The organism is Acetanaerobacterium sp. MSJ-12 (genome assembly GCF_018917875.1).
In the GTDB taxonomy this organism is placed as follows: domain Bacteria; phylum Bacillota; class Clostridia; order Oscillospirales; family Ruminococcaceae; genus Bittarella; species Bittarella massiliensis.
Genome location: NZ_JAHLPK010000001.1, coordinates 222,987 through 244,575 on the forward strand (window position 1 = coordinate 222,987; position 21,589 = coordinate 244,575).

General features: G+C 64.0%; 19 protein-coding genes. 8 read left to right on the plus strand and 11 right to left on the minus strand.

The features are described 5' to 3' along the window. Position 1: 1 nt before the first annotated feature. The 3 genes from KQI11_RS01035 (at position 2) to KQI11_RS01045 (ending at position 3,092) form a co-directional block, all read left to right on the plus strand. The gene (locus KQI11_RS01035) at positions 2 to 1,828 is read left to right on the plus strand and encodes an alpha-amylase family protein (RefSeq protein WP_216400765.1); all 1,827 of its coding nucleotides are present in this window, start codon (positions 2 to 4) and stop codon (positions 1,826 to 1,828) included. A 198-nt stretch (positions 1,829 to 2,026) separates the two neighbouring features. After that, positions 2,027 to 2,689, plus strand: a complete 663-nt coding sequence (trmB, locus tag KQI11_RS01040; protein WP_216400766.1) for a tRNA (guanosine(46)-N7)-methyltransferase TrmB — start codon at positions 2,027 to 2,029, stop codon at positions 2,687 to 2,689. Positions 2,690 to 2,711: 22 nt separating this feature from the next. Beyond that, entirely contained in the window at positions 2,712 to 3,092 is a 381-nt protein-coding gene (locus KQI11_RS01045; protein ID WP_216400767.1) for a cytidine deaminase family protein, read from the plus strand. A 190-nt stretch (positions 3,093 to 3,282) separates the two neighbouring features. On the opposite strand, the gene KQI11_RS01050 is transcribed toward KQI11_RS01045, so the two are convergent. The 5 genes from KQI11_RS01050 to KQI11_RS01070 form a co-directional block, all read right to left on the minus strand. After that, complete coding sequence (locus KQI11_RS01050) at positions 3,283 to 3,597, minus strand: ABC transporter permease (protein WP_216400768.1); 315 nt, start codon at positions 3,595 to 3,597, stop codon at positions 3,283 to 3,285. Positions 3,598 to 3,847: 250 nt separating this feature from the next. Continuing rightward, entirely contained in the window at positions 3,848 to 4,633 is a 786-nt protein-coding gene (locus KQI11_RS01055; protein ID WP_185915515.1) for a BtpA/SgcQ family protein, read from the minus strand. Beyond that, the gene (locus tag KQI11_RS01060; protein ID WP_216400769.1) at positions 4,634 to 5,617 is read right to left on the minus strand and encodes an IF-2B domain-containing protein; all 984 of its coding nucleotides are present in this window, start codon (positions 5,615 to 5,617) and stop codon (positions 4,634 to 4,636) included. A 94-nt stretch (positions 5,618 to 5,711) separates the two neighbouring features. Beyond that, entirely contained in the window at positions 5,712 to 6,677 is a 966-nt protein-coding gene (locus KQI11_RS01065; RefSeq protein WP_216400770.1) for a carbohydrate kinase family protein, read from the minus strand. A gap of 34 nt (positions 6,678 to 6,711) precedes the next feature. Then, the gene (locus tag KQI11_RS01070; protein ID WP_216400771.1) at positions 6,712 to 8,073 is read right to left on the minus strand and encodes an aldehyde dehydrogenase family protein; all 1,362 of its coding nucleotides are present in this window, start codon (positions 8,071 to 8,073) and stop codon (positions 6,712 to 6,714) included. A 220-nt stretch (positions 8,074 to 8,293) separates the two neighbouring features. On the opposite strand from KQI11_RS01070, the gene KQI11_RS01075 reads away from it, so the two are divergent. The 3 genes from KQI11_RS01075 to KQI11_RS01085 are packed head-to-tail and all read left to right on the plus strand — an operon-like array spanning position 8,294 to position 12,521. Then, complete coding sequence (locus KQI11_RS01075) at positions 8,294 to 8,800, plus strand: MarR family winged helix-turn-helix transcriptional regulator (protein ID WP_216400772.1); 507 nt, start codon at positions 8,294 to 8,296, stop codon at positions 8,798 to 8,800. Beyond that, positions 8,797 to 10,533, plus strand: a complete 1,737-nt coding sequence (locus tag KQI11_RS01080) for an ABC transporter ATP-binding protein (protein ID WP_216400773.1) — start codon at positions 8,797 to 8,799, stop codon at positions 10,531 to 10,533. The genes KQI11_RS01075 and KQI11_RS01080 overlap by 4 nt, the downstream gene beginning before the upstream one ends. Continuing rightward, positions 10,530 to 12,521: an ABC transporter ATP-binding protein gene (locus KQI11_RS01085; RefSeq protein ID WP_216400774.1), complete on the plus strand. Its 1,992-nt coding sequence runs from the start codon at positions 10,530 to 10,532 to the stop codon at positions 12,519 to 12,521. Before KQI11_RS01080 ends, KQI11_RS01085 begins: the two co-directional genes overlap by 4 nt. Positions 12,522 to 12,651: 130 nt before the next feature. Here KQI11_RS01085 and KQI11_RS01090 read toward each other — a convergent pair whose 3' ends face one another. Next, positions 12,652 to 13,053: an RrF2 family transcriptional regulator gene (locus tag KQI11_RS01090; protein ID WP_185915521.1), complete on the minus strand. Its 402-nt coding sequence runs from the start codon at positions 13,051 to 13,053 to the stop codon at positions 12,652 to 12,654. 501 nt (positions 13,054 to 13,554) lie between these two features. Between KQI11_RS01090 and KQI11_RS01095 the strand changes: the two genes are divergently transcribed. Next, complete coding sequence (locus tag KQI11_RS01095) at positions 13,555 to 14,031, plus strand: hypothetical protein (RefSeq protein ID WP_216400775.1); 477 nt, start codon at positions 13,555 to 13,557, stop codon at positions 14,029 to 14,031. A gap of 1,298 nt (positions 14,032 to 15,329) precedes the next feature. Further along, positions 15,330 to 15,485 (plus strand): hypothetical protein, encoded by a 156-nt coding sequence (locus KQI11_RS01100; protein WP_021660986.1) that lies wholly within the window; start codon positions 15,330 to 15,332, stop codon positions 15,483 to 15,485. A gap of 400 nt (positions 15,486 to 15,885) precedes the next feature. Here the strand turns inward: KQI11_RS01100 and KQI11_RS01105 are convergent, their stop codons facing one another. The 5 genes from KQI11_RS01105 to KQI11_RS01125 all read right to left on the minus strand — a co-directional run bounded on the left by KQI11_RS01105 (position 15,886) and on the right by KQI11_RS01125 (position 21,496). Beyond that, complete coding sequence (locus KQI11_RS01105) at positions 15,886 to 16,953, minus strand: NAD/NADP-dependent octopine/nopaline dehydrogenase family protein (protein WP_216400776.1); 1,068 nt, start codon at positions 16,951 to 16,953, stop codon at positions 15,886 to 15,888. A gap of 17 nt (positions 16,954 to 16,970) precedes the next feature. Beyond that, positions 16,971 to 18,647, minus strand: a complete 1,677-nt coding sequence (locus KQI11_RS01110; RefSeq protein ID WP_216400777.1) for a cobalamin B12-binding domain-containing protein — start codon at positions 18,645 to 18,647, stop codon at positions 16,971 to 16,973. A 391-nt stretch (positions 18,648 to 19,038) separates the two neighbouring features. Then, positions 19,039 to 19,581: a rubrerythrin gene (gene rbr / locus KQI11_RS01115; protein WP_059003345.1), complete on the minus strand. Its 543-nt coding sequence runs from the start codon at positions 19,579 to 19,581 to the stop codon at positions 19,039 to 19,041. Positions 19,582 to 19,825: 244 nt separating this feature from the next. Continuing rightward, positions 19,826 to 20,353, minus strand: coding sequence for a DUF4358 domain-containing protein (locus KQI11_RS01120; RefSeq protein ID WP_216400778.1), 528 nt, complete (start codon positions 20,351 to 20,353; stop codon positions 19,826 to 19,828). A gap of 141 nt (positions 20,354 to 20,494) precedes the next feature. Then, positions 20,495 to 21,496, minus strand: coding sequence for a nucleoside hydrolase (locus KQI11_RS01125; protein ID WP_216400779.1), 1,002 nt, complete (start codon positions 21,494 to 21,496; stop codon positions 20,495 to 20,497). Between the last annotated feature and the right edge of the window lie 93 nt (positions 21,497 to 21,589).

Genomic DNA, 21,589 nt, shown 5'->3' on the forward strand with positions numbered 1-21,589 from the left:
TATGCTGCAGTACGACCAGAACACCAAGCGGGCGGTCATCCGCAACAACACCCTCCAGATGACCCTGAATTTTGCCGACGGCATCCTCATTGAGGAGTGTTCCAACCTCCTCACCGGGGACCTGCAAAACCCCCGGCGGGAGCTCTTCAACCTCACCTTTATGGGGGGACAGTACTCCTCCCGCGACTTTGCGGTGGGCGAGGTGCTCACCTGCCAGGACCGGGTGCACCAGCTGCTGACGGTCCCCCTGGAAAACGAGGCCCTGGGCCTCTCCATCCGGGTGCACTTTCTCAACGACAAAAAAGAGACCATCTCGGTCATCGTGCAGATCCGGGACCGCTACATCCACGGCGTCCCCTACGAGCTGTTCCTGCACAGCCCCTTTTTGGCCCAACTGTCCATGCGGGGGGAGGGGGACCGCTACTACTACCCGGCCAACGCCGTCGAGAGCCCGGACGGCACCCCGCTGCTGAAGATGATGCGGGAGAGCTTTTACAACAACGACGTCAAGCTGCCCCTGGTCTGCTGCGACAAGGGCGGGAAGAGCGGCTTTGCCGTGCAGTTCCCCTCCAAGGCCGACTTGGACGACTGCGGCGCCATCCAAAACCGCAACATGCAGTTTTCCAAGATCGCCAGCGCCGAGGACCTGCACACCCACCAGATCCTCTGCAACCCCGACAACACCTACAACGACACCTTCGAGTTCGAGATCACCGGCCTCTCCGGTGGCTGGGTGGAGGCCTTTGCCCGCTTCCGCCAGCAGTGGGAGAGCGGGTACGACTTCTTCGAGTACGAGAAGGAAGATTTGAAGTGGTTCAACGAGAAGTTCCTCCACCAGTTCTCCTTCCTCTACGGCACCGAAGCCTATGATGCCGAGAACCAGAAGATCGACCCCGAAAAGCTGCTCAAGGAGGGGGAGGCATTCGGCGGGTTCGACACCGTCACCCTCTGGAACCAGTACCCCCGCCTGGGCGTCGACAAGCGCAGCCAGTGGGATTTTTACAACGACTTCCCCGGCGGGATGGCCGCCTTTAAAGAGGCGGTGGACGCCTTTCACGCCAAGGGGGTACAGGTCTTCATGCCCTACATCCCCTGGGATGCCGGGGCCGAGGAATCCCCCGAGACCCTGGGCGACCACTTTGCCGGGCTGCTGGAACAAACCGGCGCCGACGGCTACCAGCTGGATACCCTGGGCGACATCCCCGACTCCTTCCGCGAAAAGTGCGACGCGGTCCGCCCCGGGCTGGTGATGACCACCCAGCACCACCCCGACAAGAAACACCCCATCGAGAAGATCACCACCTCCTGGGACGAGTTCTGGGACACCCGCCCCATGCCCAAGGTGGACATCTTCCGCTTCCTCTGCCCCCGGCACATCGCCCCGGTCATCTCCCGCTGGTACCGCAAGGAGGACAAGGACCTGCTCATCCAGTACAGCCAGTTCGGCGCGGCCCCCCTGGTCATCTGGCAGGACATCTTCGGCCGCTGGATGCCCTTCTCCGCCGAGCAGAAGGCCGCCATCAAGGGCTGGAAGGAAGTCTACCTGGCCCACCGCCTCACCTACCAGTGCGCCCTGCCCACCCCCTTCTACCCGGTGGCCCCGCGGGAGGTCTACTGCAACCTCTTCCCGGCCGACAGCGGCAGCGAGCAGATCTACTCCCTCTACAACGATGGCGATCTGCCCTTTGACGGGGCCCTCTGCGAGCTCTTTGTCCCCGGCTCCACCGCCGAGGTGATCTTGGGCGGCGGCGAGGCGTCGGTCAAGAACGGCAAGCTCTACGCCCAACTGCCCCCCAAAGAGGTGGTGCACATCTCGGTCAAACCCTAGACACCCAGCCAAACCGACCCGCCGCGGCCGCCACACAGGCCGCGGAGAGGATCTCCATCCAAATGGGGAGGGGCGCTGCCGGCTTTTGCCGGCGGCGCCCCTCTGCGCTTTGGGGAAAGGGGCTGGCAAGCGCCCACCCGCTGTGCTATAATAGCCCAGGTAAACGACGCGAGAGAAGAAAGTGGGGAGCGATCGATCATGCGCATACGCAGAAAACCCTGGGCCCGCCCCGAATTGGAGGCCTGCCCCTTTTACGTCGCCCAGCCGGGCGAGAACCGGGGGCGCTGGCGGCAGCAGTTTGCCCGCCCCGACGCCCCCCTGCACCTGGAACTGGGCTGCGGCAAGGGGGGGTTCATCTCCCAGCTGGCCCCCCAGCACCCGGAAAACAACTATCTGGCCATCGACATCAAGAGCGAGATGCTGGGGCTGTGCAAGCGCAAGGCAGAGGCCGCCTATGCCGCCGCCGGGCGGCCGGTGGACAACCTCTACATCTTCGCCCAGAACATCGAGCTGCTGCCCCAGGTGCTGGCCCCCGAGGACAGGGTCGAGCGCATCTACATCAACTTCTGCAACCCCTGGCCCAAGGCCAAGCACCAGAAGCGGCGGCTCACCCACCCCCGCCAGCTGCAAAACTACCGGGCGCTGTTGGCCCCCGGGGGGGAGATCTGGTTCAAGACCGACGACGACCCCCTCTTTGCCGACACCATGGTCTATTTTGACGAGGGCGGGTGGCGGGTGCTCTACGCCACCACCGACCTGCACGCCCAGCAGCTGCCTGACAACATCGTCACCGAGCACGAGCAGATGTTTGTCGAGATGGGAAAGACCATCAAATTCTGCAAGGCCGCCCTGGACGGCTGAACACCGAGAGGAGGGATTTCCCGTGCAACCCGAATTCATCGCCCTCTACGAGCGGGCCAAGGCGGTGCTCCGCCCCCGGCAGCTCTCCAAAAACAGCTTTGCCGGCTCGGTGGCGGCCGCTCTTGAGACCCCCAGCGGGGCGGTCTACACCGGTGTCTGCATCGACACCCCCTGCTCCATGGGCTTTTGCGCCGAACACGCGGCGGCCGCCGCCATGGTCACCGCCGGCGAAAGCCGGGTGGTCCGGCTGATCGCCGTGTACGAGGACGGCTCGGTCATCCCCCCCTGCGGCCGCTGCCGCGAATTCCTCTGCCAGCTCCACGACGAAAACCCCGCCTGTCTGGTCCAGCTGGCCGACCGGTTGGCCACCCTGGATGAACTGCTCCCCGACCGCTGGGGATGAGCTTGCCGGAAAACCCGCAAAACGGCCGGGCCCGCAGCCGGAAAGACGGCGGCTTTGACCGAGCCAAAGCCGCCGAAATAGCAGGATATGTCTGCCGCGCGACAGCCCTCTGTGCTGTCGCGCGGCTGTTTCTTTCATTTTTGGCGGAAGGGCTGACTCTCTGTCTGTGCAGGGGGGACAAAAGCATTCTTTAGTTGCTGGGAAAACACCGCCGGCCCGGTCTGGCGCCCGCCGCCGGCAGATGGCTTTTCGATGCCCCGCCCCTGAAAAATTTCAGGGACAGGCAGATGCAGACCGCGGCGATGACAAGCGTGACCGCCAGCGGCACAAGGGCGCTGCCGGCCGGGGTGTTGAGAGAGGCCGCCTCGAGCAGCTTGCCCCCCTGCGTCAGCGGCAGGATGTCCGCCAGCCTCTGCAGGGCGGCGGGCATCCTCTCGTAGGGGAGGGTCGCCCCGGGGAAGAGCAGCATGGGAAAGTAGAGCGCGCCGGCAAGGACACCCGCCACCTCGGCTGTCTGGTCGGTTTTTATCGGCGGGAGCGCCCCCTTTCGGGATGCCGTCATGCCAGGGCAGGGGGGTGGTGACGCAGTGGAGGATTTTGGCGGGACAGCGGGTTGGGCCTTTGCACCGCCCCCGGCCGCCGTCCCGCTGCGCACAGGAATAAAAAGAGAGGGGAGGACCGGCCGGTCCTCCCCTCCCGCATTCTGTTTTTTATAGCCGCCCGGCAGAGGCGGGCGGGTTTTCTTTGGCTCGCTCTTAAGCGCGGGCCCGCTCCACCTCGGCCATGTAGCGATTGGCCCGCTCGGGATCGACCGGGTTTTGCAGGCTGCCGTTTTTGATCCAGGCGCCCACGCAGACCCCGTCATAGTGCTGCAGCAGCTCGTAGACGTTGTCGCCGGTGGTGCCGCCCCCCAAAATCAGGGGGACCTCCACCAGCCCCCGCACCGACTGGGCGTACTCGATGCTCTTTTCCGGGGTGGGGGCCGAGAGGAGCAGCCCGTCGGCATGGGCCCCGGTCACCGTCTCAAAGGCGTTTTGCGGCAGGGGGATGGGGTAGGCCGGGGTGCCGTGGAACTCGTAGATGTCTGCGTAGATGGGCATTTTGGAGCCCAGCTTCTTCTTGAGCTCCAGTACCTCGACGCACTGGCCCTCGATCATCCCGCAGAGGGTCATCTCCGCCCGGGTGTAGACGTGCTCCACCCGCACAAAGTCGCTGCCGGCGGCCTCGGCCACCGCCAGGGAGGCGACCCCGTCCCAGTTGACCAAAATGCCCTGGACCATCTCGGGGAAGGCCGCCTTCAGCCGGGTGGCCAGGGCGGTCATGCAGGCCACCGTCTCGGGCCCGCACTGCTGTTTGACCGGGCCGTCGGCGAAGTTTTGCAGGATGTAGCCGTCAAAACCGTATTTCTGCAGGGTGCCGGCCTCGTTCAGGGTGTAGTCCAGGATGGCGCCCATCCCGCGGCCGTCGTAGAGATAGCTGCCAGGCAGCGGCGGCGGCTGCACCATCCCCAGGGCGATCTTCTTCTTTCCAAACAGCTCCATTTACAGTTCCCCCTTTTCCAATTTTGCGGCGTATTCCCGGGCGACGCCGAACATGGCCGTCCCCGGCACGATGCCCACCTCGGTGATGTAGCCGGTGATGTACTCCGGCCCGATGATCGAGAGGTCGGGGCAGGTGAAGTCGGTGTGGGCGCGCAGGTTTTCGTCCCAGTGGGGGGCCAGCAGCCCCGACAGGTCCTGGGCCAGGTCCCGCTTCACGATCCCCTGCAGCCCCCGCATGTCCACCTTGATGAGGGTGGTGGGGATGTAGAAGGGGACCCCCGCCTGCTTGCAGAGGATGGCCAGCATGTCGGTGCCCACCGTGTTGGCGGCGCTGCCGTCGGGGTAGAAGGTCTCCACCCCGATGAAGGCCATGTCGCTTTTTTTGAGGAAGTGGTAGATGGCCACGTCGGGGAAGAAGTGCACCCGGTGCCCCATCTCCACCGCGGTCACCGCAAAGGGTTTGCCCCCGTCCAAGACCCGGCTCTCGGGGATGTAGATGTCCATGATCTGCCCGTTCAGGGCCGCCTGCTTGGCGATGGCGTCCACCGAGGAGGAGTAGTCGAACACCAAGATCCCCTTGCAGCCCTTGATGAGGTTGTAGCCGTAGGTGACGATGTTGTCCATCCACTCCCGGGCCTTTTCGCCGTAGCGGTTGCAGCTGTCGGTCACCCGCTTGCAGGCCTCGGCCAGGGGGGCCTCCCGCAGGGCGGGCAGGCCGCCGGTCATCAGTTTGATGGCGTTGGTCACGGCCACGGTGCTCTCGCCCCGCAGCTTGTCAAAGTACCCGGCGATCGCCAGCACCCGGTCGATCATCTCCCCGGCGGAGAGGCCGTTTTCGGCGGCGTGGGCGGCGATGTCCTTGAGCATGTTGCCGATGGAGACGATGTTGGCGCTGGCCCCCAGCTTTCGGGCGAGGACGATGTCGTCAAAATCGTCCTTGGCGCTGGGGGAGAGGTACTCTTTCAGGGTGTCGGGTTGGTACATGGGTTGTCCTCCTTTTTAAAGGGGCCGTCAGGCGGCGCCCGCAGTCAACAAGATTAAATATGTATTTTCATTTATACAAGTTGTATAATATGGATCAGAAAGCGGGGGGCGCGACCCGCAGGCCGGCGTGATCGCGGGCAAAGGCCTCCACCTCGGCCACTGACACGGCCCCGGTGCGGGAGCCCACCGAGAGGATGGAGCGGTTGGCGGCGGCGGTGGCGAACTCCCCGGCCTCCCGCAGGGTCATCCCGCTGCAGAGGCCGTGCAGGAACCCGGCGTTGAAGGTGTCCCCGGCGCCGGTGGTGTCCTTGGGCTTGACGTCGTAGGCGGGGATGGCGATCTCCCCCTCCCGGGTCTTGACGATGCAGCCCTTGGCCCCCAGGGTCAGAAGGACGATCTTGTCGCTCTCGCCGATGAGCTCGTCGATGGCCGACAGCCCCCGCCCGGCGCAGAACTTTTCCAGCGAGGCGTCGTTGAAGGAGAGGACGGAGGCGTGCTCAAAGTAGAAGCGGTCGTCCGGGTCGTCGTAGGAGGTGAAGGTGGAGCGCTCGGCGTCGTACATGATTTTGACCCCGTGGGCCACCAGGTCGTCGATCAGCTCCCGGTTGCCGGCGATCTCCTTCATGTTGACCATGGTGGTGTAGATGTAGGAGGCCCCCTCCATCAGCTCCCGCTTCTGGGGGGTCATGGTGATGAAGGGCTTGTGGTTTTCGTAGAGGAGCACCGTCTTCTCGTTGCCCGAGAGGAGGATCTGGGCGCGGATGTTCTCCTCCCCCGGCAGCACCTCGATGTAGTCGGTGTCGATGCCGTGGCTGCGCAGGTCCTCTAGCAGCATGGGGGTGTACTGGTCGTCCCCCAGCGAGTCCAGCAGGTAGGTCTTGGTGCCAAAGGCGCTGAGGATGACCGCGCTGTTGGCCGTCAGCCCGCCGGGCGAGACCGACAGCTGGCGGATAAAGCACTTGTCTCCCACCACCAGCGGCTGCACGCACTCGTAGTACTCGTCGATGTCGTTGGGCCCCACGGCCACCACGTAGCCGCCCGGGCGATTTGTCTGATTCATGGCAGTTGCCTCCTTTATATTGCAGCGCGCCGCGCTAGCGCAGCAGCAGCTTTAACAGGTCCAGCTTTTCGCCGTAGGGCGGGTAGCGCACCGGCAGGTCCAGGCTGCCCCGCAGCACCACCGGCTTTTGGTGGCTCATGGCCAAAAAGCCGTGGGGGCCGTGGTAGCGGCCCATCCCGCTGGCCCCCACCCCGCCGAAGGGGAGGGTGTTCCCGGCCATCTGCACCACCGTGTCGTTGACGCAGCCCCCGCCGAAGGAGAGCTGTTCGCAGACCCGGCGCACCGTCCCCGCGCTGCGGGTGAAGAGGTAGAGGGCCAGCGGTTTCTCCCCCGCGCGCACCAGGCGGATGGCGTCGCCCAGCCGGTCGAAGGTGACCAGGGGCAACAGGGGGCCGAAGAGCTCCTCCTTCAGCAGGGGGTCGCCCGGCTCCGCCTCGACGACGGTGGGCTCGATCTTCAGCTCCTCCCGGCAGACGCCACCCCCCACCAGGGGGGTGCGGCCGATGAGCAGCCCCGCCAGCCGGTCAAAGGCGCGGGCGCTCGCCAGGCGGGGGTAGTCTTTGTTGCGGGCAAAGTCGGGGCAAAGCAGCGCCAGCTGCCGCCGCAGCTCTGCCACCAGCGCCTCCTTCACCGAGCGGTGCACCAGCAGGTAGTCGGGGGCCACGCAGGTCTGCCCGGCGTTGAGCAGTTTGCCCCAGAGGATGCGCCGGGCCGCCAGGGGGATGTCGGCGCTGGGGGCGACGATGCAGGGGCTCTTCCCCCCCAGTTCCAGGGTCACCGGGGTCAGGTGTTCCGCCGCCGCCCGCATCACGATCTTCCCCACCCGCTGGCCACCGGTGAAGAAGATGTAGTCAAACCGTTCGGCCAGCAGGGCCTGGGTGGTCTCCACCCCGCCGGGGATGCAGCTGACCCATCCCTCCGGCAGGGCCAGCCGCAGCAGTCGGCAGAGGGCCTGGGCGGTGGCGGGCGCCCCCTCGGAGGGCTTGAGCACCGCGCAGTTGCCCGCGGCGATGGCGTCGATGAGGGGGATGAGGCAGAGCTGCACCGGGTAGTTCCAGGGGGCGATGATCAGCACCAGCCCCCGGGGCTCGGGGCGGAGGAAGGCCCCCGCCGGGAAGTGGAGGGGGGAGACCGCCGCCAGCTTGGGCCTGGCCCACCTTCGAAGGTGGGCCAGGGTGTAGCGCAGGTGCTGCCGCACCAGCCCCACCTCGGTCTCGTACCCCTCAAAGGGGTGTTTGCCCAAATCCCGCTCCAGGGCGGCCAGCAGGTCGCCCTCGCTCTGCTCCAGCGCCCGCAGCAGCCGGCGCAGGGCTGCCTCCCGCCGGGGCAGAGGGCGGGTCGCGCCGCTGTCAAAGTAGACGCGCTGCCGACCTAGCCGCTTTTCCAGATGGTTCATCGCTCTGTCTCCCCACTTGTCAAATCGTTTTTTTCACTCTGTACACCTAGTATAGCACAACCTGGCCCCTCTGTTTCGGCGCTTTCCCGGTTGTCCTCCATTCTCTGTGCAAGTTCACAAAAGATTCACAAAGAAATTGTTGCATATCGCCAACAGCCGACGTATAATAAACCACATTGATAATTTACATACTGAACTATTTGCAGGGGAGGAACGGGAGATGCAGGACGACCGCGCGTTGGCGGTGCAGATTTTGAAGGAGACCCACCGGTTTGGCTACCGGCGGATGGCCCGGGCGCGGGACGCCGCCCTCTTCCAGGGGGAGATGGCGGTGCTCGGCTGTCTCTACGGCTGCACCGAGGGGGCGGAGGGGCCCCTCTCCCCCTCTCAAATCAGCGCCGAGCTGGGAGTCAGCCGGGCCCAGGTGACCTCGGCCCTCAACTCCCTCGAGAAAAAGGGGCTGTTGCAGCGCCAGCCCAGCCAGTCCGACCGCCGCCGGGCCCAGGTCACCCTCACCGAGGAGGGGCGGGCCTTTATCCAGGGGCAGACCGACCTCTTTGTGGAAAAGGTGACCCACATCATCCGCCAGATGGGGCGGGAAGACTTTTTGCAGATGATCTCGCTTGTCAAGGCGGCCTTTCAGGCCGCGTTTCAATACGACCGGGAACACCCCGAGCAGTCGCCCAGGGGGCCCCGGCACACAGGTGAAGGGAGAGAGAGAGATTGACCAAACTGACAAGGTATTTCAAGGCCTACTGGTCGCAGATTTTAGCGGTCTTGGCGCTGCTGTTCCTGCAGGCCATGTGCGACCTGTCGCTGCCCGACTACATGTCGGACATCGTCAACAACGGGGTGGCCGCCCAGGACCTGGCCTACATCCTTCCCGCCGGCGGGAAGATGCTGCTGGTGGCCCTGGTGGGGGCCGGCTGCACCGTGGCGGTGGGGCTGATCGCCGCCCGCATCGCCGCCGGCATCAGCCGCGACCTGCGAAACGACGTCTTTTCCAAGGTGGAGGGGTTTTCCCTGGCCGAGTTTGACCGCTTTGGCGCCTCGTCGCTGATCACCCGCACCACCAACGACATCCAGCAGATCCAGATGGTGACGGTCATGCTGCTGCGCTTCGTCCTCTACGCCCCCATCCAGGGCATCGGCGGCGTCATCAAGGCTGTGGGGAAGAGCCCCTCCATGAGCTGGCTCATCGCCCTGGCGGTGCTGGTCATCCTCGGGGTGATCTTGGTGCTGTTCTCCATCGTCCTGCCCCGCTTCAAGGTGGTGCAGAAGCTGGTGGACCGCCTCAACCGGGTCACCCGCGAATCCCTGGTTGGGATGCTGGTCATCCGCGCCTTCAACAACCAAAACCACGAGGAGGAGCGCTTTGACGAGGCCAACCGCGACCTGACCCGCCTCAACACCTTTGTCCACCGGATCATCGCCGCCATGATGCCCACCATGATGCTGGTGATGAACGCCCTCACCGTGGGCATTGTCTGGTTCGGCTCCCATTATGTGGACGCCGGCAGCATGCGGATCGGCGACATGATGGCCTTCATCCAGTACGCCATGCAGATCATCATGAGCTTCCTGATGGTGTCCATGGCCTTCGTCCTCCTCCCCCGGGCCAGCGTCTCGGCCGAGCGCATCAACGAGGTGCTCACCTGTGAGCCCGCCATCCGCGACCCCGAGGGCGACCGCTCCGCCGAGGGCGGCAACACCCTCCCCGGCACGGTGGAGTTCCGCAACGTCTCCTTTGCCTACCCCGGGGCCGACGACGAGGTCATCAAGAACATCTCCTTTGTCGCCAAGCCCGGGCAGACCACCGCCTTCATCGGCTCCACCGGGTCGGGCAAATCGACCCTCATCAACCTGATCCCCCGCTTCTACGACGCCACCGAGGGCCAGATCTTGGTGGACGGGGTGGACGTGCGGGAGCAGAGCCAGCACGCCCTGCACGACAAAATCGGCTATGTCCCCCAGAAGGGGGTGCTCTTCACCGGCACCATCGCCGACAACCTGCGCTACGGCGACGAGGAGACCAGTGAGGAGGAGCTGCGCCAGGCCGCCCAGGTGGCCCAGGCGCTGGACTTCATCGAGGAGAAGCCCGACGGCTTTGAGACCGAGATCGCCCAGGGCGGCGGCAACGTCTCCGGCGGGCAGAAACAGCGCCTCTCCATCGCCCGCGCCCTGGTGAAAAAGCCCGAGGTCTACATCTTTGACGACAGCTTTTCCGCCCTCGACTTCAAGACCGACGCGGCCCTGCGCCGGGCCCTGGCCCCCCAGACCAAGGACGCCACCGTCCTCATCGTCGCCCAGCGCATCTCCAGCATCATGCACGCCGAGCAGATCGTGGTGATGGACGACGGCCAGATCGCCGGCATCGGCACCCACCGGGAACTGCTGGAAAACTGTGAAGTCTACCGCGAGATCGCCCAGTCGCAGCTTTCAAAGGAGGAATTGGCATGAGTGAGAAAACCACCCACCGCCCCCGCCGCGGCGGCCCCATGGGCGGCGGCATCAAGCCTGCGGGTGAAAAGGCCAAGAACTTCAAGGGCACCATGGGTCAGCTGGCGCGGTACATGCGCCCCTACTACCTGAAAATCGCCGTTGTCTTTCTCTTCGCCATCGCCAGCACTGTCTTTGTGGTCATCGGCCCCAAGATCCTCGGCAACGCCACCGACGCCATTGTGGACGGCTTTGTGCAAAAGGCCGCCTATGGCCAGATCATGGAACACCTGCCCGAGGGCGTTCAGCTGCCGGAGGGCACCACCGCCGGCCAGCTGCTGGCGCAGATGCCCGAGGAGGCCAAGGCCAAGATCCCCGAGGGCACCCTTGAAAAGATCCAGGAGATGGACCTCTCCCACGAGCCGGGCATCGACTTTGGCCGGGTGGGGAGCATCCTCCTCTGGCTGCTGGGGCTCTACGCCCTCAGCGCGGCCTTCAGCTATGTGCAGGGCTTTATCATGAACGGGGTCTCCCAGCAGGTGTCCTACAACCTGCGGCGGGACATCTCCAAAAAAATCAACCGGCTGCCCCTGGCCTACTTTGACCGCCAGACCCACGGCGAGGTGCTCAGCCGGGTCACCAACGACGTGGACACGGTGGCCACCACCCTCAACCAGTCCCTGACCCAGATGGTCACCGCCGTGGCCACCCTGGCCGGCGTCCTCTACATGATGCTGTCCATCAGCGTCTGGATGACCCTGGTCGCCCTGGTGATGCTGCCCATCTCGGTGGGGCTGATCTCCACCGTGGTCAAAAAGAGCCAGAAGCACTTTGTCGGCCAGCAGAAATACCTGGGCAACGTCAACGGCCACATCGAGGAGATGTACTCCGGCCACAACGTGATCAAGGTCTTCAACCGGGAGGACGTCTCGGTCAAGAAGTTCAAAAAAATCAACCGCAAGCTCTACGACTCGGCCTGGAAGAGCCAGTTCCTCTCGGGGCTGATGATGCCCATCATGACCTTCGTGGGCAACCTGGGCTATGTGGGGGTCTGCGTGCTGGGCGGCTACCTGGCGGTGCAGGGCTCCATCAGCATCGGCAACATCCAGTCCTTCATCCAGTACCTGCGGCAGTTCAACCAGCCCATCTCGCAGATGGCGTCCATCGCCAATGTGCTGCAGAGCACTGCCGCCGCGGCGGAGCGGGTGTTTGAGTTTTTGGCCGAGACCGAAGAGGTTCCCGAGAAAGATCCCCCCAAAGAGCTGGGCGAGGTGCGGGGCCAGGTGGACTTTGAAGACGTCTCCTTCGGCTACCGCGACGACAAGATCATCATCCACGACTTCACCTCCCACATCCAGCCGGGGCAGCGCATCGCCATTGTCGGCCCCACCGGCGCCGGCAAGACCACCATCGTCAAGCTGCTCATGCGCTTTTACGACGTCAACGGCGGCGCCATCAAGGTCGACGGGGTGGACATCCGCGACCTGCGGCGCAGCGACCTGCGGGATGTCTTCGGCATGGTGTTGCAGGACACCTGGCTCTACGGCGGCACCATCCGCGAGAACATCCGCTACGGGCGGCTGGACGCCACCGACGAAGAGGTGGAGGCCGCGGGAAAGGCCGCCCATGTGGAGCACTTTGTCAAGACCCTGCCCGGCGGCTACGATGCCGAGCTCAACGAGGAGGCCAGCAACGTCTCCCAGGGGCAAAAGCAGCTTTTGACCATCGCCCGGGCCATGGTCAGCGACCCGAAGATCCTCATCCTCGACGAGGCCACCAGCTCGGTGGACACCCGCACCGAGGTGCGCATCCAAAAGGCCATGAACAACCTGATGAAGGGGCGCACCAGCTTCATCATCGCCCACCGGCTCTCCACCATCAAGGACTGCGATTGGATCTTGGTGATGAAGGACGGCGACATCATTGAGCAGGGCACCCACGACCAGCTCATCGAGCAGGGCGGCTTTTACAAGACCATGTACAACGCCCAGTTTGAACAGACCGCATAAGGGCTTGTCCGACAGACAAAAGGGGCCCGGCGCCATTGCGCGCCGGGTCCCTTTTTTTGGAAGCGGTGCCGGGGGAAGAGGGAAAAAGCCGCCCCCGGCAGGCGGGAACGGCTTGACAGGCCTTTGACCATTACATGGCCAGGATCTGGGCCAGGGTATTGGCCTTTAATTCTGCAATCAAGACATTTTGAATGCGACAGAGTTCTTTGTGGACGGTGCAGACCTTTTCCCCGCTGTTGTTGATACAGACATAGCCCCCTTCCAGGCACTCGTTGAGCAGCAGGTTGCCGCCGATTGCCCGGGCAATGTCCAGCAGGGTCGTCTCGTTGAGATCACAGAGCAGGCGGTAGCCGCCGCCCTGGCCGCGGATGACAGTTACGATTTCGCTGTGACTGAGCTTTTTGAGAACTTTGTAACCGAACTCGGTGGGGATATCCTCCATGCTGCATATTTCTTTGATGTTGTGTTTTTCGCCATCGGCCAGTGCGCGCACCGCCCGAATGGCATAGTCCATTTCCCGTGTGATTAACATGATACACCACCTTATTGAAGAACTGTTGTCTGCACAGCGGAGGACAGGCCCTCGCCGTTTAACTGTACCAACATTCTAACAAAAAAGGCAATAATGGTCAATAAATGGGATTGCTTTACAGAAAATGGATGAAAAGGGAGAAGTACTTCCTGTGCCGGGGGCCATTTCCTGATTTTCCCCGGCGAGGTCCCCGCAGGGCAATCAGGTGCCGGCGGGGGGCAGAAGGGAGGGCCTCTGTCCGGACCAGGGGAGGCAGTGCCGTTCGCGCAACCCCTTCCGGTTTTTGAGGAGTATTTTCTCTGCCGCCGGGCGCACACTCGCCGCCATCTTCATCTAGTGCCGCAATAGATAGAAAAGGGAAAGACTCCCGCCAGTTGATTGCCGCGAAACCCCACGCCAAAATGGAAAAGCGGGGTCACCCAAGGCCGGACGCAGGGCGACTTGCCCTTGTGTGGCGGCTTTCGACCGTGTTATACTGGCGGTAGAAGGAGGCGAGCGCCTGTGAAGACAACGACCCGCTTTTTCCAACTGCTTTCCCTCTGCGCCCTGGCGGCCCTGCTGGCCGGCTGCGCGCCCAAAGAGCCCCCGACCCTCACCGCCCGAGCGGGAGAGACCGCCCTCCCCACCGTCTGTGCCAAGAGCAGGTGGGGCGGCGCGGTGTACGACCGGGAGGACGTTTTTGCCGCCCTCGCCCAGCGGGAGGGGTGGGAGAACCTGCCCGAACTGGCGGAGGGGGAGGAGGTCGTCCTGCGGCTGGACGGCCGTTTCCCCGATGAGATGGCGGCGGGGGGCTGGACGCTGGACGAGCAGGGCCGCCGGCTGGAACCCTTTTCCGCGGCCGCCCCTGTCTGGGACGGGAAGGACGGCAGCTGGACGGTGCCCGCCCTGCCGGAAGGCGAGGCGGTTTGCGGCGTGTTGCTGGCGTGCAGCTGGGGCGAAAACACCCGCTGCGAGTACGCCTTTGCCTACCGACGGTAGCCGCAAAGTTTCGCCGCTCCCCTTGTGTGAGGGGGGCGGCCCTCTTTTTACCGCCCTGCTGGGTGGGGAGACTGACTGTCGGGCGGCAGTGCCCTCTTCCCTTTCCCGGTGGACGGCGTCAGGGCGGGATGCAGGACGGGAGGCCGCCGCGTGGTGGATGCCCTTTCCTGCTGCTGGAGCGGAGGGGGGCGACCGACAGAAGCGATGAGGCCCAGTTTCCCCCCATGCCTTTTCCCCCCACTGGACGCGTAGGAACCGACCGCTGAGCGGTGTTTTCCCCTTTTCCCCCTGCCGGTAAACGGTGCCAGAGAAGGAGGGGGGCGAGGCTGTTGCGGATCGTGTCCCCTCTCCTGCTGCTGGCGGGGCGTGCAGAGAGGGCCGCTTGGGGAGTTGGCAGGGGCCGGGCTGCTTTTTCTGCCTTCCCCTCTTGCTGCCCTGCGGGTGGGAGGGGAGGACTGCCGGGCGGTGTTCCCCTCTCCCCTTTTGCCCTTTCTGGCGGACGGCGTCAGAAAGGGATGTGGGGGGAGAGGCCGCCGTGGGGTGTCCGTCCTCTCACGCCGCTGTCGGGAGGAGAGAGGGGGGCGGACGATGGAGAGCGGTAAAGCCTGTCCTTCCCTCTGCACACCTTTTTATGCCCTGCTGGGTGGGGAGAAACCAACAGCTGGGCGGCCGTGCTCCTCTGCCCTCTGCCAGCGGGCGGCGTCGGGGCGGGATGCAGGGAGGGATCGCCGTGTGGCGGATGCCTTCCCCGCTGCTATCGGGGCGGGAGAGGGGGTGGTCTCTGGAGAGTGACAGGGGCTGGCGGCCCTCCCTCTGCGCGCCTTGTCCCCTGCCGCTAGAGAGGGGATGCGGTCCCCCTCTTTTATAAAAGAGAAAGCCCTTCTCTACCCAGCGGGTGGGGTCGATGGGGAAGAGAACTACTTGACTTGCACACCCTTTTGTAGCTCTCGTTTATAAGGGGGAAAAGACGCCCTCGGTTTGACGATGTGGGAAATGTGAGCTGTCTGGATGTCGAAAAAATCTCCCTGCTCCCCGCTCTCGTTCATTTTCCCAGCCAGGGAACTTTGGATGGGGAAATGACGAGATCGGCGATTTGGCGGAGCGGTATCGCCAATTGAGTGAGGAGGACTGGGCGGTTTCCGAAAGACCGCCGAGACTCTTTGAGAGGGGCAGGCGGCCCGCCGCGACCGGAGGGCGGGGAGAAGGGGAGCGCACCTTCTCTTTTTTTGCGGGCCGGTTGCAAAGGGCGTCGAAATTTGTTAGACTTGGAGTATCTTTTCAGAAAGGGAGTATGGCCCATGTCTTGTTCCACCAGTGCCAACAAGGACACCTGCCCCTGCACCGCCGACTGCAAAAATCACGGCCACTGCTGCGAGTGCATCAAGCTGCACCGGCAGGAGAACATCCACGAGGCGGTGGCTTGCATGCAGTGCAAGTTCGCTGAGAAAAAGTAGGATTTCCCGGCAGGAGGGGGCGGCCCGGCAGGCGCTGGGCCGCCTTTTTTTGCGCCGTCGGCCAAACTGTGCTATACTGAACAAAACGACAGATCGCCCCCTGGGGGCGGGGAGGAGCCGACTGTGATCAAGTGGTTTAAAAAGCTGCCCAACACCACCAAAATGCTGATGATGTCGGGCGTGGTGGCCCTGTTGGCCATTCTTTTGGTGACCGTCACCGTCCTGCAAAACGCATAAAAAAGGGCCCGCTTCCGGCGGGCCCTTTTTTGTGCTTACGAGAGCGGGGGCACGGGGCCTGCGGAAGGGCCCCGCCCTGGGGTCGACTGGCGGGAAGGGAAGCGGTGGTAAAACACAAAAAGGGCGCCCGCGAACCCCGTTCGCGGGCGCTTCTTTATGCGCGTCAGACCTGCGCTGCCTCCGGCAGGCGGATGCGGTCGAGGGCCGCCTGGTCGGCAATCATCCGCCCGGTCTGGCGGAAATCCACCCGGTAGATGGTGCAGGCCAGCTGGATCACCGTGTCGATAAAGGGGGTGGGGATCCCCAGCAGCCGCCCCACACTGGAGATGGGGACCAGGCCGGTGGGCACATCCTCCCAGACATAGCGGCAGTCGGTGGACTGGGGGGCGTAGACGTCGGCGTAGGCGGGGTTTTTCTGAATGGTCTCGTAGAGGTCGGCCCCCGGCTCGATGCCGTAGGAGCGCACCAGCCACTCCAGGGCGGTCTCCACCTCCAGCCCGAGGCCGGCGGCCACGGCCACCCGCTCGGCGTCCACCTGGCTGATGTACTGGGCGACCATGGGGGTGATGGCCTCTTTGTAGTAGAGGAAGGTCTGCCCCGACTCGATGCGGGTGTAGTTGAGGAGGATGGGGGTGGGGTGGAAGATCATGCCGATGTTGGTCAGCCCGGTGTAGAGGATGGAGGGCACCCCGTGGATCCCGGAGAAGAGCTCCTGCATCAGCTCCACCGCCGCCGGGGTCCGCTCTGGCTCCAGGCAGGCAAGGCGGATGTCCTCTTTGATGGAGTAGATGATGGGGTGGTTGAACTCCTGGTTGCGGCAGGTGAACACCAGGGTGTCGGTCTCGGCCACGGTGACGTCGGCGGTGCAGCCGCAGCTCTCCAGGGTGTGGGCAAACTCGTAGGCGCCAAAGGTGCGGCCGGGGTTGAGGACCACTGTCTGCCCGCTCTTCAAATAGGGGGCCATTTTGGTGGCGATCTCCTTGTGGGTGTTGGCAGGGGTGGCCACCATGATCAGTTCGCTGCCGCGAATGGCCTCCTCCATGTCCAGGGTCACCAGGCCCACCGGCACGGTGGCGTTCACCACACCGGCCAGGTTGATTTCCGGCTGGGCGCGGTAGAGTTCCACCTTCTGGGGGGTGCGGGTGAACAGCTTGACCTGGTGGCCCAGGTAGGTCAGGTAGCCGGTAAAGGCGGTGCCGCCGTTGCCGCTGCCGATGACAGTAATTTTCATCCTGAATCCCCCTCTGCTTATGCGTGAAGGGGAGCGGGGTCCAAGTGTCCCTCAATCGGGATCCCCTCTTTTTCGCAGAGGTGGGCCAGCCGTTCCCGCTCGGTCAATTCCCGACCGGCCTTCCGGTCGTACGCCACGCAGCGGCCGCCAATGATGGTGGTGAACAGGTCGCCGGTGAATTCGCCGCCCTTGACGATGTGCGGGGCGTCGATAAAGCCCCGCTTGATGCAGTCGGCAATGACGGCCGGCTCGCAGAGGGGGTCTTGGTAATTGCTGTAAAACCGCTCGATAAAGGAGAGGAGGAAGCGGGCCTCCTTGAGAAGGTGCTCTTTGCGGGTCTGCACCCGGGGGTCGTGCACCAGGTCGATCTGGTCTTCCAGGCAGGTCTTGATGACCCCGCGCACGATCTTGCAGCTCTCGATGACGTCTTTGGGGGAGGCGATGTGCTCCGCCTCACAAAAGCCCACCACGTGGATGATGTGGGGGTGGACCGCCATCTGCATATAGGTGGTGGCCGCCAGCTGGCCCTTGGCCACGTCGAGATCGGCGCTGAGGAAGGGCAGGCCGGCCCGGGTCTCCCGGTAGAGGGTGAAGGTGTCGTCCTGCAGGCTTTCGGTCAGCTCGATCATGGCCAGCACCCGCGCCAAGTCCATGGGGAAGGAGAGGGAGTTGGGGACGTTGAACATGTACTGGCTGACGTAGTGGCGGACCCCCGCCTTTTTGGCGTTGCGGGCGCTCAGGTAGGCCATGACCACCGGAATGACGTCGTGGGCGTCGCGCAGGCCCCAGTGGTGGGGTTCGTTCGCCTCGACGGGGATGCCCCGCTCGGCGTGCCAGCGCATCAGCTCCACCGCCTCTTTGACCGAGGTGTCGATGTCCCGGTCGCCCCGGCCGTCGAGCTTGTTGTACCAGCACAGGGGGACGGCGCACCAGGCGTTGTTGAGGGTGTCTTTGAGCAGCTGCGCCATGTCGAAGACGTCGGCAGTGCCGCTGTAACAGCGGATGAGGGGCTGGTTGCCAAACTTGGTGGCGGCCTTCAGGGCCTCGAACTCCTCCCTTGTGCGCAGGGGGACGCCGCCGGCGCCCTCGTACTCGGGTTTGCGCTTTTCGGGGTGGAAGTAAAACTGCTGGGTATTCTGGTCGGGGCCGACGGAGATGACGTCCAGCACCCGGCTCTCGGCGATCTCGCGGATGCCGGCGACCGTCTTTTCCACCGAGGGCTCGCCGTAGTGGTGGCGCAGCAGGGGGTAGGGGTACTTGGCGCCGATACGGGCCACCAGGTCGTCGGGGAGGACCTCGTCTTTGGTGGCCTTTTTGCCGTTGCGCAGAAAGTAGAGGGAGTCGTCGATGTCGTCGCTCCCGTCGGAGATGTAGTCGAAGAAGTCAAACTCCTCCGCCACCCGGGCCACCGGGCCGGTGCCGCCAAAGGACCAGACGGTCTCGATCCCCCGCTCTCTCACCTTTTGCACCAGTTCGGCGATCAGGGGGCGGGCATTGTCGGGGGTGAGCCGGTAGCCGACAGCCACCATGGCGGGGTGGTGCAGCTCGATTTCCCGCAGCAGGTCGTCCACGGGGATGGCGGGCCCCAGGTAGATGGGGGTGTAGCCCTCCCGCTCGGCCAGCTGCAAAAAGTGGGCCACGCCGCCCACGTGCACGCAGTTGCCAAGGGATGCGCCGAGAATGATTTTTTCCATAGTCATTTCCTCCCTCCGAGAAGAGACAGGGCGGTCTTTCGACAAAAAAGCCCCGCAAAACACCCGGGCGGGGCGTTTTGCGGGGCAAACCCGCTTCAGGTATAGCGCAATCAATGGATTTTTGGTGCCGGGTCATTCGCTTGTTCCGCTATCTGCTTCAAAACGCCTCCAGGTGTGTGTTCACCTCTGTTAACTGTTGTTTGTATCGCAATTATTATAGCAGAATTGCCGGCCCTTAACAATCAACATTTTGTGAACAAAAGGGCCCACACAGAAAAGGCGGAGGAGAAATATTGGGGAATTTGACGAAAATTATGAAAAATCATTGTCGCGTTTCAATGGTTTGGGCTGGAAAAGACTGGTGGATCGACCGCTGCGGGCGGGACGGCGATTACTTGTAGGACTCGCACTTGACGGCGAAAAAGCTCTGGGGGTGGTGGCAGGCCGGGCAGATGGCCGGGGCCTCTTTTCCCTCGAACTGGTAGCCGCAGGAGCCGCACTGCCATAGCACCTTTTCCCCCTTTTTGAAAACTGCCCCCTGGGAGAGGTTTTCGATCAGGGCGCGGTAGCGCTCCTCGTGGGCCTTCTCCACCGAGCCGACCTTGGCAAAGAGGTCGGCGATCTCGGTGAAGCCCTCCTCCCGGGCCTCCTTCTCGAAGCGCTCGTAGAGGTCGGTCCACTCGGCATGTTCGCCGCCGGCGGCGTCCAACAGGTTCTCCATGGTGGAGGGGATGCCCGCGTGCAGCAGCTTGAACCAGACTTTGGCGTGTTCCAACTCGTTGGCGGCGGTCTCGGAAAAGAGTTTGCCGTAGGCGTGCAGCCCGTCCACCCCCGCCTGGGTGGCGTAGAATTGGTACTTGGCGCAGGCCTGTGTCTCCCCGGAAAAGGCGGCCCGGAGATTTCGTTCGGTGGCGGTGCCTTTGAGTGATTTCATGAGATGTTCCTCCTCGAAATGGTTTGTGGGCGCTTTTGCGAGGGAGCGCGAAAGCCCTTCAAGCCATTTGTATGCACTGCGGGCCATTTTTGAACCGATTTGGCGCAAAAATGGAACAGAAAGGAGAGAAAAGGGCCTCTTTGACCGGGCGTTTGGGGGAGAGAGGAAGGGGCAAAAAAATCCCGCGGCGGGTGGCCGCGGGGAAGGGGTGCGTGAAGGGAAAGGGAGAAGGGGGAGGGACGGACTAGCGCTTGATCCGGGCGGTGACGGCGTCCACCCCCTTGGCGATCTCCTCGCGGGCGCTCTCCAGGGCGGCGGTGGGGGAGGCCCCCTCGGCGGGCTCGGGCCCCAGGGCCAGGTAGAAGAGATAGTCGCCTGCCCGCACCACCTGGGCGGCCTGGGCCTTGGGGCTGTCGGGGTACTCGCGGACGGCCTTGTCCCGGTAGGCGGCCAACTCCTCTTCCAGGGCGTCGGCCTCCCCCTCCTTGGCCTTGATGGCGATGAAGGCGTCGGGGTGTTCGGAGAGGGCGGCCTCCTCGGCGATGACTTCGTCCATCTTCTCGCGGGTCAGGCCGTACTTGCGGGACAGGGTGTCGTTGTCGATGGCCAGGGAGGGGTAGTACGCCTCGCCGTAGAGGGCCTTGACCTCCCGGTGGATGGCCGAGAGGTCGGCGTCGCTGGAGGAGCCGTTGGAGTCGTTGCCGCAGCCGGTAAAGGCCAGCAGGGCGGCCAGGAACAGGGGGAGCAGGCGGGTGATGGGGGTGTGGCGCATGGCGGTCGTACCTCGATTCTCGATTTCAAGGCCGCCGGGAAAGGGCGGCCCTTTTTCCAGAGTGTTCCCCGGCCGCGCGCCGTTATGCGCAAAAAAGCCGCCGGCCTTTTTGCCGGCGGCTTTTTTGTGAAAAGCGGAAATTTAGCGGGAGAAGCGGGCGCAGATGTCGAGCAGCATCTGGTTGAATTTGTCGCGGTCAGCGTCCAGGGCGACCCAGCAGTTGTCCGGTAGGTTGTGGAGCTTGCGGGTGTCCACGATGGTCTGGCCGTCGGCAAAGCCGCCGGAGATGTCCACGTCCACCCGGGTGTGCAGCAGGCCGGGGAGGACGCTGGGGTCGATGACGTAAGCCACGCAGAGGGCGTCGTGAATGGGGCAGAGGTCGGGCTCGTGCAGGGGCTGTAAGAGGTTGTAGGCCCGGGTGCGGATCTCGATGAGCTGGGCCACCATCTCCCCCACGGGGGTGTGCAGGTCGCGGTAGAGCTGGGCCTCCTCCAGCCGGGTGGAGGCCTTGTGGGTGGCGTCCAGCGGCACCAGCACCACCTTGGCCCCACAGGTGAGGACAATCTCGGCGGCCTCGGGGTCCTTCCAGATATTGAACTCGGCCGCGGCAGTGGAGTTGCGCTCGGTGTGGCCGCCGCCCATGATGACGATCTCCTCGATATTCTCCACCACGGTGGGGTCGGCCCGCAGCACCATGGCGATGTTGGTCAGCGGCCCCACCGGGATGAGGGTGACCTTTTCGGGGCAGGACTTGATGGTGCGGATGTACCAGGGAATGAAGTTTTCATCCACCGGCTTGAGGGTGGCCTTGGGCAGGTCGAACTCCTTGGGGTGGTAGCAGATCTCGCGGCCCTGGTCGTCGTACTGGGTGGTGGGGGTCATGGGCTGGTGCAGCCGCCCGGGGTTGAGCTCTTTGACCAGGGGGACGTCCATCCCCTTGACCACGGGGATGCGCTCCTGCGCCCCCAGCAGCTCGACGATGCGCAGGGTATTTTCCAGGGTGTAGCACAGGGGCTGGTTGCCGTTGACCGCGCAGACCCCCAACAGGTCGATGTCGGGAGAGAGGTCGGCCATGATGATGGCGATGGCGTCGTCGGAGCCGGTGTCCACGTCGAGGATGACTTTGCGGGGTGTCGATTGCATGGGAAAAACCTCCTTTGATTGCCTTGGCTTTGGGTTTTAGTATAGGTGCAGCTTTTGGGGGAGGTCAAGGGGAAAGTGGGGTTTTCTCCCAAA

Bases quoted from the DNA above. Each gene is read 5' to 3' on its own strand.
- KQI11_RS01105 (WP_216400776.1), bottom strand. From the start codon at position 16,953: ATGAAAATTACTGTCATCGGCAGCGGCAACGGCGGCACCGCCTTTACC.
- KQI11_RS01085 (WP_216400774.1), top strand. From the start codon at position 10,530: ATGAGTGAGAAAACCACCCACCGCCCCCGCCGCGGCGGCCCCATGGGC.
- KQI11_RS01090 (WP_185915521.1), bottom strand. From the start codon at position 13,053: ATGTTAATCACACGGGAAATGGACTATGCCATTCGGGCGGTGCGCGCA.
- KQI11_RS01035 (WP_216400765.1), top strand. From the start codon at position 2: ATGCTGCAGTACGACCAGAACACCAAGCGGGCGGTCATCCGCAACAAC.
- trmB (WP_216400766.1), top strand. From the start codon at position 2,027: ATGCGCATACGCAGAAAACCCTGGGCCCGCCCCGAATTGGAGGCCTGC.
- KQI11_RS01120 (WP_216400778.1), bottom strand. From the start codon at position 20,353: ATGCGCCACACCCCCATCACCCGCCTGCTCCCCCTGTTCCTGGCCGCC.
- rbr (WP_059003345.1), bottom strand. From the start codon at position 19,581: ATGAAATCACTCAAAGGCACCGCCACCGAACGAAATCTCCGGGCCGCC.
- KQI11_RS01110 (WP_216400777.1), bottom strand. From the start codon at position 18,647: ATGGAAAAAATCATTCTCGGCGCATCCCTTGGCAACTGCGTGCACGTG.
- KQI11_RS01125 (WP_216400779.1), bottom strand. From the start codon at position 21,496: ATGCAATCGACACCCCGCAAAGTCATCCTCGACGTGGACACCGGCTCC.
- KQI11_RS01065 (WP_216400770.1), bottom strand. From the start codon at position 6,677: ATGAATCAGACAAATCGCCCGGGCGGCTACGTGGTGGCCGTGGGGCCC.
- KQI11_RS01100 (WP_021660986.1), top strand. From the start codon at position 15,330: ATGTCTTGTTCCACCAGTGCCAACAAGGACACCTGCCCCTGCACCGCC.
- KQI11_RS01060 (WP_216400769.1), bottom strand. From the start codon at position 5,617: ATGTACCAACCCGACACCCTGAAAGAGTACCTCTCCCCCAGCGCCAAG.
- KQI11_RS01055 (WP_185915515.1), bottom strand. From the start codon at position 4,633: ATGGAGCTGTTTGGAAAGAAGAAGATCGCCCTGGGGATGGTGCAGCCG.
- KQI11_RS01070 (WP_216400771.1), bottom strand. From the start codon at position 8,073: ATGAACCATCTGGAAAAGCGGCTAGGTCGGCAGCGCGTCTACTTTGAC.
- KQI11_RS01075 (WP_216400772.1), top strand. From the start codon at position 8,294: ATGCAGGACGACCGCGCGTTGGCGGTGCAGATTTTGAAGGAGACCCAC.